17 protein-coding genes are annotated in these 15718 nt (G+C 69.9%); 6 read left to right on the top strand and 11 right to left on the bottom strand.

Features of this window, described 5'->3' with window-relative positions:
* Positions 1-13: 13 nt before the first annotated feature.
* From UG56_RS14830 to UG56_RS14795, 8 genes are all read right to left on the bottom strand, one after another.
* The gene (locus UG56_RS14830; protein WP_052693850.1) at positions 14-721 is read right to left on the bottom strand and encodes a type 1 glutamine amidotransferase; all 708 of its coding nucleotides are present in this window, start codon (positions 719-721) and stop codon (positions 14-16) included.
* A 181-nt stretch (positions 722-902) separates the two neighbouring features.
* Entirely contained in the window at positions 903-2240 is a 1338-nt protein-coding gene (gene glnA, locus UG56_RS14825) for a type I glutamate--ammonia ligase (protein WP_045550195.1), read from the bottom strand.
* A 49-nt stretch (positions 2241-2289) separates the two neighbouring features.
* Positions 2290-2481 carry a hypothetical protein gene (locus UG56_RS14820; RefSeq protein WP_143055047.1) on the bottom strand — a complete coding sequence of 64 codons (192 nt, stop codon included), beginning with the start codon at positions 2479-2481 and terminating at the stop codon, positions 2290-2292.
* 21 nt (positions 2482-2502) lie between these two features.
* Complete coding sequence (locus UG56_RS14815) at positions 2503-3264, bottom strand: hypothetical protein (protein ID WP_045550194.1); 762 nt, start codon at positions 3262-3264, stop codon at positions 2503-2505.
* 79 nt (positions 3265-3343) lie between these two features.
* On the bottom strand, positions 3344-3979 hold the full coding sequence (locus tag UG56_RS14810) for a SatD family protein (RefSeq protein WP_045550193.1): 636 nt from the start codon (positions 3977-3979) through the stop codon (positions 3344-3346).
* Between the two features lie 69 nt (positions 3980-4048).
* Positions 4049-6073 carry an NAD(+) synthase gene (locus UG56_RS14805; RefSeq protein ID WP_045550192.1) on the bottom strand — a complete coding sequence of 675 codons (2025 nt, stop codon included), beginning with the start codon at positions 6071-6073 and terminating at the stop codon, positions 4049-4051.
* 183 nt (positions 6074-6256) lie between these two features.
* On the bottom strand, positions 6257-7258 hold the full coding sequence (gene galE / locus UG56_RS14800) for a UDP-glucose 4-epimerase GalE (RefSeq protein ID WP_045550191.1): 1002 nt from the start codon (positions 7256-7258) through the stop codon (positions 6257-6259).
* A 24-nt stretch (positions 7259-7282) separates the two neighbouring features.
* The gene (locus UG56_RS14795) at positions 7283-7759 is read right to left on the bottom strand and encodes a GNAT family N-acetyltransferase (protein WP_045550190.1); all 477 of its coding nucleotides are present in this window, start codon (positions 7757-7759) and stop codon (positions 7283-7285) included.
* 53 nt (positions 7760-7812) lie between these two features.
* Here UG56_RS14795 and UG56_RS14790 point away from each other — a divergent pair, with 53 nt between their 5' ends.
* Positions 7813-8349: a GNAT family N-acetyltransferase gene (locus tag UG56_RS14790; protein ID WP_045550189.1), complete on the top strand. Its 537-nt coding sequence runs from the start codon at positions 7813-7815 to the stop codon at positions 8347-8349.
* A 95-nt stretch (positions 8350-8444) separates the two neighbouring features.
* Entirely contained in the window at positions 8445-9317 is an 873-nt protein-coding gene (gene panB, locus UG56_RS14785) for a 3-methyl-2-oxobutanoate hydroxymethyltransferase (RefSeq protein WP_084101080.1), read from the top strand.
* A 24-nt stretch (positions 9318-9341) separates the two neighbouring features.
* Here the strand turns inward: panB and UG56_RS14780 are convergent, their stop codons facing one another.
* The gene (locus UG56_RS14780) at positions 9342-10223 is read right to left on the bottom strand and encodes a hypothetical protein (RefSeq protein WP_143055046.1); all 882 of its coding nucleotides are present in this window, start codon (positions 10221-10223) and stop codon (positions 9342-9344) included.
* A gap of 128 nt (positions 10224-10351) precedes the next feature.
* On the bottom strand, positions 10352-10996 hold the full coding sequence (locus UG56_RS14775; RefSeq protein WP_045550188.1) for a potassium channel family protein: 645 nt from the start codon (positions 10994-10996) through the stop codon (positions 10352-10354).
* Positions 10997-11035: 39 nt separating this feature from the next.
* Here UG56_RS14775 and UG56_RS14770 point away from each other — a divergent pair, with 39 nt between their 5' ends.
* On the top strand, positions 11036-12247 hold the full coding sequence (locus UG56_RS14770) for a PQQ-dependent sugar dehydrogenase (protein WP_045550187.1): 1212 nt from the start codon (positions 11036-11038) through the stop codon (positions 12245-12247).
* A 20-nt stretch (positions 12248-12267) separates the two neighbouring features.
* Here UG56_RS14770 and UG56_RS14765 read toward each other — a convergent pair whose 3' ends face one another.
* A complete protein-coding gene (locus tag UG56_RS14765) occupies positions 12268-12477 on the bottom strand; it encodes a hypothetical protein (RefSeq protein WP_045550186.1) in 210 nt (69 codons plus the stop codon).
* A 75-nt stretch (positions 12478-12552) separates the two neighbouring features.
* Between UG56_RS14765 and UG56_RS14760 the strand changes: the two genes are divergently transcribed.
* Genes UG56_RS14760 through UG56_RS14750 form a run of 3 tightly spaced genes read left to right on the top strand, consistent with a single transcriptional unit; the run spans position 12553 to position 15715 of the window.
* Positions 12553-14028, top strand: coding sequence for a circularly permuted type 2 ATP-grasp protein (locus tag UG56_RS14760; RefSeq protein ID WP_045550185.1), 1476 nt, complete (start codon positions 12553-12555; stop codon positions 14026-14028).
* Positions 14028-14957 (top strand): alpha-E domain-containing protein, encoded by a 930-nt coding sequence (locus UG56_RS14755; RefSeq protein WP_045550184.1) that lies wholly within the window; start codon positions 14028-14030, stop codon positions 14955-14957. The genes UG56_RS14760 and UG56_RS14755 overlap by 1 nt, the downstream gene beginning before the upstream one ends.
* 14 nt (positions 14958-14971) lie before the next feature.
* Positions 14972-15715, top strand: coding sequence for a transglutaminase family protein (locus tag UG56_RS14750; RefSeq protein WP_071327095.1), 744 nt, complete (start codon positions 14972-14974; stop codon positions 15713-15715).
* Positions 15716-15718 lie beyond the last annotated feature (3 nt).

Here is a 15718-nt window from a genome sequence, read left to right as displayed (position 1 = left end):
CACCCGGGTCGGGTCAGGCGCTCCAGGGCCTGGGGGTCGGGATGACGTCGCCGCGGGCGCGACCCGGAGCGACGGCGGCGACCCGCTCGCGCACCAGGCGGGCGAAACCGAAGGCCAGTGGCTGCCAGGTCTTGATCAGCTCGTTCTCGGCGAACGTGGCCGACGCGATCACGTCCTCGGCGCTGCGGCCGATCTGCTCGAGCTCCTCGACGGACTCGCGCGCCCAGACGGCCACCGCGGCAGCGTCGACCTCGGGGTGGAACTGTACGCCCCACACCGTCGGGGCGAACCGTGCTGCCTGCACCTGCCCGTCGATCGAGCTGGCCAGCTTGACGGTGCCCTCGGGCAGCTCGCCGACGACGTCACGGTGCCAGTGCAGGGCGCGGTCGTCACCCGCCAGCAGGCGCATCAGCGGGTCGAAGAGCACCTCGGGCTCCCAGGTCACCTGGTGCACGCCGACGGTGAGCCCGAACGGGCTGCGCTCCACGGAGCCGCCGAGAGCCATCGCCGCGAGCTGGTGGCCCAGGCAGATCCCGAGCGTCGGGATGCCGGCCTCGGCGGCCTGCGCGATCCGCTCGCGGGTGACCTTCAGCCACGGGTGCTCGTCGTCGGAGTCGGCGTCCATCGAGCCGCCCATCACGAGCAGCCCCGAGTAGGAGGCGTCCAGCGACGAGAGCGGCGGGATCGGTTCGGCGTACGCCCGGCAGACGTCGACACACATGCCCGCCTCAGCCAGCCAATGACCGAACAACGCCGGCGGAACTGTCTCCTCGTGCTGAATCACAAGCACTCGGGGAAGACTCAACGACATCACTCCCACTCTCCCGTTCGATCCAGTGTGGCAGCACCGGATCGGAAGTGTGGAATCGGGCTTGAGTTTCCTTGACAACCAGTTTGCCGGCTCAGATGACGGGCAGCATCCGGGAGCGCTCGTAAGCGGTCACCTGCTCGCGGTAGGCGGCCCACTCGGCACGCTTGTTGCGCAGGAAGAAGTCGAAGACGTGCTCGCCCAGGGTCTCGGCGAGAAGCTCGGAGTCCTCCGCCATCCCGATCGCCTCGTCGAGGTTCTCCGGCAGCGGATCGATGCCGAGGCTCTTGCGCTCGCGCTCGGTCAGCGCCCACACGTCGTCCTCGGCCTCGCGCGGGAGCTCGTAGCCCTCCTCGATGCCCTTCATGCCCGCCGCCAGGATCACGGCGAAGGCCAGGTAGGGGTTGCAGGCGGCGTCGAGGGAGCGGACCTCGATGCGGGTCGACTGGCCCTTGAGCGGCTTGTACATCGGCACCCGGACCAGCGCCGAGCGGTTGTTGTGGCCCCAGGCCACGTGAGCCGGCGCCTCTCCCCCACCGATCAGGCGCTTGTAGGAGTTGACCCACTGGTTGGTCACCGCGGTGATCTCGCCGGCGTGGCGCAGCACGCCGCCGATGAAGCTGCGGCCGGTCTTGGAGAGCTGGTATTCGGCGCCCGGCTCGTAGAAGGCGTTGGCATCGCCCTCGAACAGGCTCAGGTGGGTGTGCATGCCCGAGCCCGGGTGCTCGGTGAACGGCTTGGGCATGAAGCTCGCCCAGATGCCCTGGCTCAGTGCGACCTCACGGATGACCGTACGGAACGTCATGATGTTGTCGGCGGTGCTCAGCGCGTCGGCGTAGCGCAGGTCGATCTCGTTCTGGCCGGGTCCACCCTCGTGGTGGCTGTATTCGACGCTGATGCCCATGGCTTCGAGCATCGTGATCGCCTCGCGCCGGAAGTCGGCGCCCATCGACTGGGCGGTGTGGTCGAAGTAGCCGCTGGAGTCGACCGGCGTCGGCTCGCTGCCGTCGCGCGGGTTGTCCTTGAAGAGGTAGAACTCGATCTCGGGATGCGTGTAGAAGGTGAAGCCCTTCTCCGCGGCGTTGGACAGGGTGCGCTTGAGCACGTAGCGCGGGTCCGCGTAGGACGGCGACCCGTCGGGCATCACGATGTCGCAGAACATCCGGCCCGTGGAGGGGCCGTCCGTACGCCACGGCAGGATCTGGAACGTGCTCGGATCGGGCAGGGCCAGCATGTCCGCCTCGGTCACCCGGGCGAATCCCTCGATCGCGCTGCCGTCGAATCCGATCCCCTCGGCGAAGGCGCTCTCCAGCTCGGCCGGCGCCACCGCGACCGACTTCAGATAGCCGAGCACGTCGGTGAACCACAGCCGCACGAAACGTACGTCCCGCTCTTCGAGTGCCCGGAGCACGAAGTCCTGTTGCTTACCCATGCGTGAACACTAACGGTCCGAGGTTACGGCCGAGATCTCCGCGCCGGGATCAGTGTCGGGGACCCCTGAAGATCGAGATCACCAGCGCCACCCCGAACCCGGCCAACCCCGCTCCGATCACCGACCAGGCGGTGCTCGTGCCGCCTCCGCCGAGGTAGCCCATGCCGGTCAGCGCCAGCGCTCCTCCGGCCAGGAGGAGCACCGCGGCCACCAGGAGCCCGAGAGCCTTACCCACTGTCATGGCACGCAATCTAGTCCGGGGCTAGGTGATGACCAGGGCGAGGGTCACCAGCGAGATCATCCAGGAGACGAAGCTGCCGACCAGGAAGTATTCGGTCACGTCGTTGATGCTCGGCCCCTCGCGGTCGCCCTGGTCCTCGCCCCGGAACGACTGCAGCTCCGGCCAGCGGATCAGGCTCTTGGCCGCAACCACCAGGCCGGCGGCGGCGAGGCTGCCGGTGAGGCCGAGCCCGAAGATCGTCAGCCGCTCGAGCGGGCCGAGGAGCCGGCCACCCTTGAGGTTGTTGCCGTCGACCCCGTCGAGCGGGTTGGCCACCTTGGCGACGTCGAGGACGAGCTGCACCACGACGTTGCCGGTCGAGACCTGGACCAGCAGTCCGCCGAAGGCGAGCAGCACCGCCTCGGGACGCGCCGCCTCGACCCAGGCCCAGGGCGCGTTGTCCGCCCAGGCCGCGACCGGCCCACCGACCTCCCCGGCCACCGGGGCCAGCAGGATGCCGAGGAAGATCGTCCCGCCGAGCAGGGCCAGCGGGAAACCGGGATGGGGGTTGTCCGCCGATCCCCGGGGCTGGTGGGCCAGGAAGCCCCACAGCACCGTGATCCCGGCGATGACGATCACCGCCGCCAGGTCGCCACCGAAGAGGGCCGCGAGCAGGCCGAAGGCGATCACCACCGCGGCGCCGATCGCCTCGGGCAGCCAGCGGATCCGCCGGAGCGGGTCGATGACCGCATGCGCGAAGTCGACCGTGCCGACCCCGATCAACAGGAGCGCGATCCAGCTCATGCCGCCACCTCCGTAGCGCGAGCGCAAGTATACGGACGCGGCGGCATGATGACCTGATTGCTCGCTCGCTGGCGCTCGCTCATCTGATCTCCCCCAACAGCTCGTCGGCGCGCACGATCACGGCGATGCCGTCGCGGCGGATGCGCTGGGAGACCGCCGAAGGAGTGATGTCGAGCTCGGCGGCGATGGCCTTCTGAGACATGCCGGAGAGCATGCCAGAAAGCACCGACACCGAGGACCGATCCAGACGATGGAAGAGCTCGTCGCGCGCGATCAGCGCGGCGTTGACCGCGGCCGGGTCCGGCCCACCGGCCTCCTCGACGGGCTGATACCAGGTCCGTACGCTGCGCGAGGCGGCCTTGTTCTCGGCCTTCTCCGCCGCCTCGATCGCCGCCCTCGCCGACCACCACCCAGGCCCGTCCTCGACCCGGGGGTCGTCGCGGAGCACCCGGGTGGCGCCCCAGCTGATGCCGTGGCGTACGCCGACCACGGGGTCGAGCGCGATCCGCAGCCGGAACGTAGCCCGGATCGCGGCACCGACGGTCTCGAAGGCGCCCTGGTACTCGTCGCCGACGGTGATCCGCAACGGATCGACCGGATCCCACTCCCGGTTGATCTCGTCGATGGCGTCGGCGAACGCCTCGTGGACCTTCGCGCGGTCGGACGCGGCGCGCGAGCCGACGAGGTCTCCGATCACAGTTGCCACAGGCTCCATATGAAGATCTTACCTTCATTTTCTGCGACTGAAGATATTTGCTTAATCCGAGGAGGATGAAGCCATCTGCTACTCGACGGGCACCCGGGCCTCGATCTCGGCGAGCCAGGCCGCCGGCGAGGCGTCCGAGGGCATCCGCCAGTCACCGCGGGGCGACATGGTGCCGCCGTTGGAGACCTTGGGACCGTTGGGCAGCGCCGAGCGCTTGAACTGGTTGGCGAAGAAGCGCTTCACGAAGACCTCGAGCCAGGCCCGGATCTCCTTCATCTCGTAGGCCGTCCGCTTCGCCTCGGGGAACCCCGGGGGCCACTCGCCGGCCTCGACGTCGTGCCACGCGTTCCACGCCAGGAAGGCGATCTTCGAGGGCGTGAAGCCGTTGCGGACGGTGTGGAAGAGGGTGAAGTCCTGCAGGGCGTACGGGCCGATCTTCTGCTCCGTCGACTGCAGCTCCTCCCCCGGCACGAGCTCGGGCGAGATCTCCTGGTCGAGGATCTCCTGGAGCACCTCGTCGGCGGTGCCGTCGAACTGCTCGGTGCTGATCACCCAGCGGATCAGGTGCTGGATCAGGGTCTTCGGCACGCCGGCGTTGACGTTGTAGTGCGACATCTGGTCGCCGACGCCGTAGGTCGCCCAGCCGAGCGCGAGCTCGGAGAGGTCGCCGGTGCCGAGCACGATGCCGCCGCGCTGGTTGGCGATGCGGAAGAGGAAGTCCGTACGCAGCCCCGCCTGGACGTTCTCGAAGGTCACGTCGTAGACCGGCTCGCCGTCGCCGGCGGGGTGGCCGATCTCCTTGAGCATCTGGGTGGCGGTGGGGCGGATGTCGAGCGTCTCGTAGGTCGTCCCGAGCGCCTCCATCAGGTGGATCGCGTTGGACTTGGTGTCGTCGGACGTGGCGAAGCCGGGCATCGTGAACGCCAGGATGTCGCTCGCCGGGCGACCGAGCCGCTCCATCGCCTTGGCCGCGACGATCAGCGCATGGGTCGAGTCGAGGCCGCCGGAGACGCCGATGACGATCTTGGTGTCCGGGCCGATCGACTGCAGCCGCTTCTCGAGACCGGAGACCTGGATGTTGTAGGCCTCGTAGCACTCCAGCGCGAGCTTCTCGGGGTCGTCGGGGACGAACGGGAACCGGTCGACCTTGCGGCGCAGCCCGTCGCCGGTCAGCGGCGGCGCGAGCTCGAACTCGATCTCGGAGTGGAACGTCCCCTCGGCGCGGCGGTTGTCGTCGAAGGTGCCCTGCCGGATCCGCTCGGCGCGGATCCGCTCCAGGTCGACGTCGACCACGGTGCGCCGCGGCCCGTCCGGGAACCGCTCGGTCTCGCCGAGCAGCTCGCCGAGCTCGTACGCCATCGTCTGACCGTCCCAGGACAGGTCGGTCGTCGACTCGCCCTGGCCGGCGGCGGTGTAGATGTACGCCGCCATGCACCGCGCGGAGGCCGACTGCACCAGCAGGCGGCGCGCGTCGGAACGGCCCACCGTGATCGGGCTGGCAGAGAGGTTGAGCAGCACCGTCGCCCCGGCCAGCGCCGCCTTGGCGGACGGTGGCACCGGGACCCACATGTCCTCGCAGACCTCGACGTGGAAGACGAGATCCTTGATGTCGGTGCAGCGGAAGAGCAGCTCGTTGCTGAGCGGAACCTCCTCGCCGCCGAGCATGATGGTGCCGTCGGCGCCGTCGCCGGTGCCGTACCACCGCTTCTCGTAGAACTCGCGGTAGGTCGGCAGATAGGTCTTGGGCACCACGCCGAGCACCTCGCCACCGTGGATCACGACCGCGGTGTTGAGCACCCGGTCGCCGTGACGCAGCGGCGCACCCACGACGATCACCGGCAGCAGCTCCTCGGAGGCCACCACGATCGCGCTGATCGCGGCGTGGACGGCGTCGAGGAGGGTCCGCTGCAGGACGAGGTCGTCGATCGAGTAGCCCGAGAGGCACAGCTCCGGGAACACCGCGACCGCCACCCCCTCCTGGCTGCACTCGCGGGCCTGCGCGATCACCTCGCGCGCGTTGGCTGCCGGGTCGGCGACGGAGATCGGGATGGTGCACGCCGCGACCCGCGCGAAGCCATGGGAGTAGGCGGAGTAGAAGTCCACGATCCTGAGTCTAGGTCCGCCACCCGCGCGCCTGCTCACGCCACCAGTGACTTCACCACCCGAACACGCACTCCCCACCCGCGTGGATCTTTCCCACGCTCCGGAGCAGAGGGAAGATCTCCAGGAAGAGGGCACGCGACGTACGCGTGGGGAAGTTTCGGGTCCGGCAGGACTCGCCGCGGCTCAGTAACCCAGCACGCCCTTGCGCTTCTCCGCCCACGCCAGCGCTGAGGCGATCGCCTCGTCGAGGGTTGCCTCGGCCTTCCACCCGAGAAGCTCGAGAGCCTTGTCGGCGTTGGCGAAGGCACCCACCGCGTCGCCCGGACGCGGTGGCGCCTCGGTGGTCGGGATCGGGCGCCCGACGACGCGCTCCACCGCGGCGATCATCTCGCGGACAGTGACCCCGTCGCCGCCACCGATGTTGATGTAGGTGCTGGTCTCGCCGGTCGTCTCCAGGACGGAGTCGAAGCGCTCGACGGCGCGTACGTGCGCCTTGGCGAGGTCCCAGGCATGCAGGTAGTCACGCACGCCGGTGCCGTCGCGGGTGGGATGGTCGACGCCGGTGATGGTGAAGGAGTCGCGCTGGCCGAGCGCGGTCTGGGCGAGGATCGGCACGATGTGGGTGGCGTCGCGCAAGTGGTATCCGGACTCCAGGTCCGGGTCGGCGCCGATCGGATTGAAGTAACGCAGGATGATCGCGCGCAGATCGGTGGCGGCGGCCATGTCCTCCAGCACCTGCTCCATCATCCGCTTGGTGCGGGCGTAGGGAGAGGTGGGCGCGACCGGGTCGCCCTCGCGTACCTCCAGCTCCGGCTTGAGCGCATAGAGGGACGCGGTGGACGAGAAGACCAGCCGCGTCTTGCCGAGCGCGGTCAGCTCGTCGAAGAGCTCGAGCGACTTGGCGACGTTGTCGCGGTAGTACTCGTAGGGCAGCGCGACGGACTCCGGCACCACGATCCGGGCGGCCATGTGGATCGTCGCGTCGAGGTCCGGATGCTCGTCGACGATCCGCCGCAGCAGCGCGCGGTCGGCGATGTCACCCTCGTAGAAGATCCGGCCCTCGGCGTACTTCCTCGGGCCGACGAGCAGAGAGTCCAGGATGACAGGCGTGTGGCCCGCCGACTCCAGCGCCTTCGCGGTGACCGAGCCCAGGTAGCCGGCGCCGCCGGTGATCAGGATCTTCATGAGGCGGGAGGCTACCGCCGCAGGTCAACGGCGGTCCGCGGGCCGCTCCATCGCGACCTCGTCGGGGCCGCCGTCGATGGGGCTGGCGACCTTGCCGGTCTCGACGAACCCGAGACGCTCGTAGACGGCGTGGGCGCGGTCGTTGCCGACGAGGTGGGTGAGGCGTACGGGCAGGTCGCCGGCGCGGGCGATGACCTCGGCCAGCAGCGCGCCACCGGCGCCGGAGCCCTGGGCGTCGGGGAGGACGTAGAGCTTCCAGAGCATCAGGTGGTCCTCGAACGGCGTGTAGGCGGCCATCGCCACGACCCGATCGCGGTCCTCGGCGACCAGGACCCGGCGGTTCTCGATCCCGGGGAGCACGGCGTCGGGCGTCCACCATGTGGCGATGCCCTCCTCGACGTACGCCTCGCCGGTGATCGGCGGGTACGTCGCCCGCCACGTCGTCACGCCGACGTGGATCACCGCGTCGAGGTCCGCCGTCGTCGCCTCTCGCACTCGCATGGCGCGACGATAACCAGGAGCGCCGGGGCTGTCGTCCGGTTTAGCGTCGGGGCGTGCTGATCCGACGCGAACGTCTCGAGGACGTGGCCGACATCCGTGCGGTCACCGCCGCTGCCTTCTCCGGTGTGGAGCACTCCGCCCCGCCGGTCGAGCCCGACGGCGTGCCCGGGGAGGCGACGCTGGTGGGGTGGCTGCGCGAGGACCCGGGATGGGTCCCGGAGCTCTCCCTGGTCGCGGAGGTGGACGACGAGATCGTCGGCCACATCGTGGCCACACGTGGTGAGCTCGCCGGGCGGCCCGCGCTCGGGCTCGGGCCGGTGAGCGTCTCGCCCGCCCGTCAGCGCGACGGTGTCGGCTCGGCGCTGATGCACGCCGTGCTCGGCGCCGCCGACGCGATGGGCGAGCCGGTCGTGGTGCTGCTCGGCTCACCGGCCTACTACGGCCGCTTCGGCTTCGTGCCCGCCTCATCGCTCGGGATCGAGGCGCCCGATCCGGCGTGGGGCGACTACTTCCAGGCACGGCCGCTGGCGGCGTACGAACCCGGTCTTCGGGGCCGGTTCAGCTATGCCGCTCCGTTCGACAGGCTGTGATCACCACCACAGCGCCAACGGGTTCATCTGGACCTACGCTGGAGGTAGTCCGTGGACTCCATCAGGGAGCTGCGAGATGACACCAGAAAGGCTCGATGATGAGCTCGAACCCCTCTGCCGAGGAGACCGCGCCCTACGGCACCGGTGCTGCCGGGAACGCGCCGGCCAAGCCCGTACGCAAGGTGCGCACGCATCATCTTCGCGAGATGAAGCAGCGTGGCGACAAGATCACGATGCTGACCTCCTACGACATGTACACCGCCCAGATCTTCGACGAGGCCGGGGTCGACCTGCTGCTCGTCGGTGACTCCGCCTCCAACAACGTCCTCGGCAACGAGACGTCGCTTCCGGTGACCGTGGACGAGCTGCTCCCGCTGACCCGCGCGGTCTCGCGCAGCGCGAAGCGGGCGATGGTCGTCGGCGACCTGCCCTTCGGCTCCTACCAGGCCTCGCCCGAGCAGGGATACCTGACCGCGGTGCGGTTCATGAAGGAGGGCGGCGCCCACTGCGTGAAGCTCGAGGGCGGCGCCGAGATGGCTCCGGTGATCAAGAAGCTGACCGAGGGCGGCGTCCCGGTCATCGCCCACATCGGCTTCACCCCGCAGTCCGAGCACGTGCTCGGCGGCTACCGCGTCCAGGGCCGCGGCGAGAGCTCCGACCGGATCATCGACGACGCCAAGGCCGTCCAGGAGGCGGGCGCGTTCGCGGTGGTCATGGAGATGGTCCCCGGCGACGTCGCCGCGCAGATCACCAAGGAGCTGGACATCCCCACGATCGGGATCGGCGCCGGCCCCGACTGCGACGGCCAGGTGCTGGTCTGGCAGGACGCCTTCGGCATGCGCGGCGGCAAGATGGCCCGGTTCGTGAAGCAGTACGCCGACGTGAAGTCGGTCCTCGCCGAGGGCGCCGAGGCCTACATCTCCGACGTCAAGGGCTCGACCTTCCCGGGTCCCGAGCACACTTTCTGACGTTCTTCTCCGGCGAAGTGGTCACTATGGGCCGTCCGTCGGCTCACCGCCGGGCCCATGGTGACCACTTCTCGGGTCGCGCTCCCACAGGGATCCGCGCCACAGGGCGTACCAGGCGTCCAGACGGGTCGGGTCGTAGGTCCGGCCGAGCGCCTCGTCGGCCTCCCGCAGGATCATCGCTGCGCGGTAGCGGACGTCCGGCGCGACATACCCGTGGCGTACGTAGGCCGCATCTGCGAGGCCCGAGTCCCGGCGGCGGTCGCGGGCGTACTGGCCACGATCCCGGTGCACGGCTCCGTCGTACTCCTGCAGCGTCCGGGTCCCGGTGATCAGCAGGTCCGCCCTGGCCACGAAGCGACCGGCCTCGTCGAACAGCTCCGCCTGAGGCTGCACCGGAACGCCGCACACCTCGTGCAGCATCCGGAGCAGCGACTCCCAGGGCGACTCCGACCTGCCGTCCGCCAGCGCGAGCGCTTCGCGCAACCGCGGCCCGCCGCGACGGCCGCGCGCGACATCCTCCAGATCCTCGCGGGTGCAGCCCTGCTCGTGCAGCACCCCGTCGACGAGCACGACCAGGTCCAACAGACCGATGCGTCGAGCTGCGGCGACGACCGTCTCGGCGACCGTCGCGATCCGTACGCCCTCGATCCCGTGGCTGCGGGGCGGAAGGCGATGCCGGTTCACGTCCACCTCCGGCCGACGCACCCGCCGCCCGCTCGGGACCGAGATCTCGATCGGACGATCCGGATCCAGCGGCGGCAGCCACAGGCCGTACGCCTCGGCCGCCGTCACCCCGGTGAACACCGTGCCGTCGGGCAACTGCTCCGCCCAGGCCCGCATCCGGGCCCAGACCGGATCGCCGTCACCGCGGTCGGTCGCGAGCCGCACCCCGGACCCGAGACTCACCCAGCGGGCGCTACGCCGCCGCGGCGCTCGGCGTGCTTGCGACTCCTCCATACCCACACGCTGCGACAGGTCCGGACGGGCCGCCACCGCAATCGGTCGCGCCTGTGGACAACTCGGTGCCGGACAGCTCAGCGGCTTCCCGGCCTGGCGAGGCCGACCAGGCGGGCGACCACGAGAGCGACGTAGAAGACGCCGGCGACCTGCTCGACCATGACGACCGAGCGGGAGTGGGGCTGGACGGGGACGATGTCGGAGAGGCCGAGCGAGGTCAGGGTCGTGAAGGAGAGGTAGAGGAGCTCGAACCAGGAACGCTGGGTGTCGAACGAGCCCGGCCAGATCACCTGCACGGCGGCGAAGAGGTAGGCGAACGCCCAGGCCACGACGGTGAACGCGGCGCCGGTGGCGTAGAGCTCGTCGCGGGTCACGACGTCGTCGTGGAAGAGGTAGCGGATCATCGCGTAGGAGACGAACAGGTAGAACGGCACGTGGAAGAGTGCCGAGACCAGCACGACCCAGCCCTCGTTCGGTGCAACCGCCTCCCAGACCGCGAAGATCGTCGCCGGCGCCCCGAACAGGATCGCCACCCAGGACAGCGCCGGGGTGAGGCGTACGGCCGCCACGGCGACGACCAGCAGCAACAGCTGGAGCACGCCGATGCCGGCACGGCCGGCGGTGGAGCCGTCGAGGAACGGGTAGGCCAGGACGGCGACCAGCTGCCCGACGAGCAGAACGGCGGAGGGGTGGTCACGCATCGCCTTGAGCACGTTCGCCATAAGCGCACAGGGTATGGGGGACGCCTGTAGTTTCTAGGCATGCGCGCCGTTGCCGCCCTCGTCCTCACTCTCGGTCTCGGCTCCACCTCCGCGTGCGCGGGCGACTCCTCCCCCGCCTCCACCCCGCCGCCGCTGAACCCGTCGGGTTCGGCGAGCGCTCCCCCGAGCTCCTCGTCCACTCCCCCGGCGGTCCTGCCGACCTCCGACCGGGTGCCCGACCTCGACGTCGAAGTGGTCAACGACGAGCTCGACCACCCGTGGGACGTCGCCGACATCGGCGAGGACCGGTTCCTGGTCACCGAGCGTGAGCGGGCGGTGGTGTCGCTGATCGACGGCGGAGAACGCCGTGAGATCCCGCTCGTGGACAACGACATCTGGGTCTCCGGGGAGACCGGTCTGATGGGCCTCGAGATCGACCCGGACTTCGCCGACAACCGGCGGATCTACACCTGCCAGGGGTGGAACGGAGGTGAGGACGTACGCGTCATCTCCTGGACCCTCGACGCCGGACTGACCCGGGCCACCCGGGAGCGAACCCTGATCGACGGCTTCCCCACGACCTCGGGGAGGCACGGTGGCTGCCGGCTGCTGATCACCTCCGACGGTGCGCTGTGGGTCGGCACCGGCGACGCCGCGAACGAGGAGAACCCGCGCAACCTCGACTCCCTGGGCGGCAAGACGCTGCGGCTCGACCCGGAGACCGGCGAGCCGTGGCCGGGCAACCCGTGGGCGGGTGACGAGGGACCGCGACGGTTCATCACCAGCTTCGGCCACCGCAACGTGCAGGGGCTGGCGCAGCGCGCAGACGGCACGATCTGGTCGGTCGAGCACGGCCCGGACCGTGACGACGAGGTCAACGAGATCACGCTGGGCGGCGACTACGGCTGGAACCCGGGCCCCGGCTACGACGAGTCCGTGCCGATGACCGACCAGGACCTGCCCGGGGAGCAGATCGAGGCCGCGTGGAGCTCCGGCAACCCGACCGTCGCCACCGGCGGCGGCACCTTCATCCCGGTCCAGGACCGCTGGGGCGCCTTCGGCGGGGCGCTCGCGGTCGCCGTGCTCAAGGACCAGGAGCTGCTGATCCTCTCCTTCGACGAGTCCGGGAAGCTCACCGAGGAGCGGGCGCCCGAGGCGATGAAGGACTACGGGCGGCTGCGTACGGTCTCGCTGGCCGCCGACGGCGACCTCCTCCTCACCACCGACAACGGTGACGGCGAGGACGTGCTGCTCCGGGTCACCCCGCGCTGAGGGTCACCCGGAGCCCGGGCCTACTCGTCCTCGTTGCCCGCGTCGCCCTCCCAGGCCTTGTCTTCCTTGTCCCACCGCTCGTTGTTCTCCTGGACGTGCTCCAGGGCCCGGGCGGCCTCGGCATGGGAGGCGTAGGGGCCGAGGCGGTCCTTGGCCTTGCAGCCCTGGTACGGCTCGACCGTGTGGTGCTTGATGCAGTAGTAGAACTCGCCCGCGTGCTCGTCACTCATGTCGCCAACCTACCGTTGTGCGAGATGTTCGCGTGGGCAACAGCGCTGTTACACGGATTTCAGTAGGTTGCCCCCATGAGCCAGATGTTCGACGCCTACGAGACTCGGGATCCGGCCTATGACGAGATGTTCGTCGGCAGCGAGCTCCGGCCTCCGTACCAACGGCTCGGCGACTCCCTGCGGCGGCTCAGCGCCTCCGAGCTGATCAGCCGGGTCGAGGCGATGCAGGCCAGCTATCTCGACCAGGGCGTCACCTTCGACATCGGTGGCGAGGAGCGGGCCTTCCCGCTCGACATCGTGCCGCGGGTCATCGAGCGCGACGCCTGGGCGACGATCGACAAGGGCGTCCAGCAGCGGGTCAAGGCGCTGGAGCTCTTCCTCGCCGACGTCTACGACGAGGGCAAGGTCTTCGAGGACGGGGTGATCCCGCGTGAGGTGATCACGACCTCCAGCCACTACCACCGCGCTGCCGCGGGGGTGCATCCACCCAACGGCGTACGCATCCAGGTCTCGGGCATCGACCTGGTCCGCGACAACGCCGGCGAGTTCCGCGTCCTGGAGGACAACGTCCGGGTCCCCTCGGGAGTCTCGTACGTGATGACCAACCGCCGCGCGATCTCGGCGGCGCTCCCCGAGGCGATCGCCGAGCACCGGATCCGGCCGGTGGCCAACTACCCGCAGCGGCTCCTCGCCGCCCTGCGCGCGGCCGCCCCGGCCGGTGTCGCCGACCCGACCGTGGTCGTCCTGACCCCGGGCGTCTACAACGGCGCCTACTTCGAGCACGCGCTGCTGGCGCGGACGATGGGGGTCGAGCTCGTCGAGGGGCGCGACCTGGTCTGCCGCAACGGCCAGGTGCTGATGCGTACGACCAAGGGGCTGGCCCCGGTGCACGTGATCTACCGGCGCATCGACGACGAGTTCCTCGATCCGGTGCACTTCCGGCCCGACTCGATGCTCGGCTGCGTGGGCCTGATCGACGCCGCCCGGATGGGCAACGTGACCCTGGCCAACGCGGTCGGCAACGGCGTCGCCGACGACAAGCTCGTCTACACCTACATGCCCGACATCATCCGCTACTACCTGGCGGAGGACCCGATCATCAAGAACGTCGACACCTGGCGGATGGGCGATGCGTCCTCCCGTGAGGAGGTCCTCGACCGGCTCGACGAGCTGGTGCTCAAGCCCGTCGACGGCTCGGGCGGCAAGGGGATCGTGATCGGGCCGGCGGCCTCGGCGCGCGAGCTGGAGGTGCTGCGCGGCAAGATCCTGGAGGACCCACGCTCCTGGATCGCGCAGCCGGTGGTGCAGCTCTCGACGGTGCCGACCTTCATCGATGAACAGCTCGGGGCGCGGCATGTGGACCTGAGGCCGTTCGCGGTCAATGATGGCGACAAGGTCTGGGTTCTTCCCGGTGGCCTGACTCGGGTGGCGCTCGCCGAAGGCGAGCTGATCGTGAACAGCTCCCGTGGCGGCGGCTCGAAGGACACCTGGGTGCTCGCCGGACCGACGCCTCAGAGTCAATCGTCGGGTCAGTCACAGGGGGTGGCGTGATGCTTTCGCGGATCGCGGAGTCGATGTTCTGGATCGGACGCTACATCGAGCGTGCCGAGGACACCGCACGGATACTCGACGTGCAGACCCAGCACATCCTCGAGGACGCCGCCACCGACGAGGAGACCGCCTGCCGCTCGCTGCTGGCGGTGATGGGCATCGAGATCCCGCCCACCGAGAAGGTTGGCCTACCCCAGATCCTGGACATGCTGGCGTACGACACCACCGCACCGACCTCGATGGCCTATGCGCTCGGGGCGGCCCGGGAGTCGGCCCGCGGCGCCCGGGAGACTCTCTCGGTGCCGTTGTGGGAGGCGCTCAACACCACCTACCGGGCGATCCCGGCCGGGCAGTTCAAGCACATGCGGGCGCCGTTCATCTTCGGCTGGGTGCGCGACCGGGTGGCCCAGATCAACGGCACCGCCGACGCCACGATGATGCGCGACGAGTCCTGGCAGTTCCTGATGCTGGGCCGCTACGTCGAACGCGCCGACATGACCTCGCGGCTGGTCGCGACGACCTCGTTGACGAGCGCCGGCGGCGCGTCGCAGTGGAACTCGACGCTGCGCGCGTGCGGTGCGTACGACGCGTTCCTGCGGGTCAACAAGGGCGTCGAGACCGAGCAGGCGGCCGCGGAGTTCCTGCTGCTGGATCGGATCTTCCCGCGCTCGGTGGTGCATGCGCTGCAGCGCGCCGAGGGCGCGCTGGACACCCTGGAGGGCACGAGCCGGCGCGCCGGCTTCTCCGACGAGGCCCACCGGCTGATCGGCCGGATGCGCGCGTCGCTGGAGTACCGCTCGCTCCACGACCTGCTGGCCGACCTGCCCGCCGAGATGGAGCGGCTCCAGGTCACCTGCGCGGAGGCCACCGAGGCCGTCACCAAGCGCTACTTCGCCGGCGCCGAGGCGCTGGCCTGGCAGCCGGTCTGAGGAGGCTGATCGAGATGAGCATGCAGTTCCGGATCGTCCACACCACGACGTTCACCTACGACGGGCCGGCGGTCGCCTCCTACAACCAGGCGCGGCTGACTCCGCTGACCACGCCCGACCAGATCGTGGTCCACCACCGGATCGACGTCTCGCCGAAGCCGTGGACGTATGAGTACAAGGACTACTTCGGCAACGAGGTCACCGCGATCGAGGTGCTCGAGGCCCACCGGGCGCTCAAGGTCTCCGCGACCAGCACCGTCCACGTCGACCGGAAGCCCGGCGCGGCGCCGGTGCTGACCTGGGAGGAGGCCGCCCACCCAGGGGTCGCGGACCGGTTCGTCGAGTTCCTGGGTCTTCCGCCGCTGGTGGCGCCGGGCGAGGAGCTCGCGGCTCAGGCCAAGGCGATCGCCGCCTCGGCCGGGCTCCCGGGCGAGGCCGCCGTCGGGATCGCCCGTGCGGTCGCCGAGGCCGCACCGGCCGACGCCGCTCACCAGCTGCTCGGGGCGCTGCGCACGGTCGGGATCCCGGCACGCTACGTCTCCGGCTACGTCTACCCCGGCGGCGCCCACTCGTGGGTGGAGTGGTGGGACAACGGCTGGCACGGGATCGACCCGGCCACCGGCACCGAGCCCGGGGACGCCTACGTCGGTGTGGCCACCGGTCGTGACCACACCGACGTCAAGCCGCTGGGCGGGATCTACTCGGGTCCGGCGGAGCGGGACGTCGAGGTCAGCGTCGAGATGACGCGCCTCGCCTGACCA

The organism is Nocardioides luteus, from assembly GCF_000960475.2.
Lineage (GTDB): Bacteria > Actinomycetota > Actinomycetes > Propionibacteriales > Nocardioidaceae > Nocardioides > Nocardioides luteus_A.
Note: the sequence above shows the minus strand (reverse complement) of the source record. Positions and strands in the feature narration are given on the sequence as shown.

Excerpts from the sequence above, each read along its gene's own strand:
- UG56_RS14815 (WP_045550194.1), bottom strand. The coding sequence starts at position 3,264 with ATGAGCTGGATCGCGCTCCTGTTGATCGGGGTCGGCACGGTCGACTTC.
- panB (WP_084101080.1), top strand. The coding sequence starts at position 8,445 with ATGATGAGCTCGAACCCCTCTGCCGAGGAGACCGCGCCCTACGGCACC.
- UG56_RS14765 (WP_045550186.1), bottom strand. The coding sequence starts at position 12,477 with ATGAGTGACGAGCACGCGGGCGAGTTCTACTACTGCATCAAGCACCAC.
- UG56_RS14830 (WP_052693850.1), bottom strand. The coding sequence starts at position 721 with ATGTGTGTCGACGTCTGCCGGGCGTACGCCGAACCGATCCCGCCGCTC.
- galE (WP_045550191.1), bottom strand. The coding sequence starts at position 7,258 with ATGAAGATCCTGATCACCGGCGGCGCCGGCTACCTGGGCTCGGTCACC.
- UG56_RS14760 (WP_045550185.1), top strand. The coding sequence starts at position 12,553 with ATGAGCCAGATGTTCGACGCCTACGAGACTCGGGATCCGGCCTATGAC.
- UG56_RS14770 (WP_045550187.1), top strand. The coding sequence starts at position 11,036 with ATGCGCGCCGTTGCCGCCCTCGTCCTCACTCTCGGTCTCGGCTCCACC.
- UG56_RS14775 (WP_045550188.1), bottom strand. The coding sequence starts at position 10,996 with ATGGCGAACGTGCTCAAGGCGATGCGTGACCACCCCTCCGCCGTTCTG.
- UG56_RS14820 (WP_143055047.1), bottom strand. The coding sequence starts at position 2,481 with ATGACAGTGGGTAAGGCTCTCGGGCTCCTGGTGGCCGCGGTGCTCCTC.
- UG56_RS14810 (WP_045550193.1), bottom strand. The coding sequence starts at position 3,979 with ATGGAGCCTGTGGCAACTGTGATCGGAGACCTCGTCGGCTCGCGCGCC.
- UG56_RS14750 (WP_071327095.1), top strand. The coding sequence starts at position 14,972 with ATGAGCATGCAGTTCCGGATCGTCCACACCACGACGTTCACCTACGAC.
- UG56_RS14795 (WP_045550190.1), bottom strand. The coding sequence starts at position 7,759 with ATGCGAGTGCGAGAGGCGACGACGGCGGACCTCGACGCGGTGATCCAC.
- UG56_RS14755 (WP_045550184.1), top strand. The coding sequence starts at position 14,028 with ATGCTTTCGCGGATCGCGGAGTCGATGTTCTGGATCGGACGCTACATC.
- glnA (WP_045550195.1), bottom strand. The coding sequence starts at position 2,240 with ATGGGTAAGCAACAGGACTTCGTGCTCCGGGCACTCGAAGAGCGGGAC.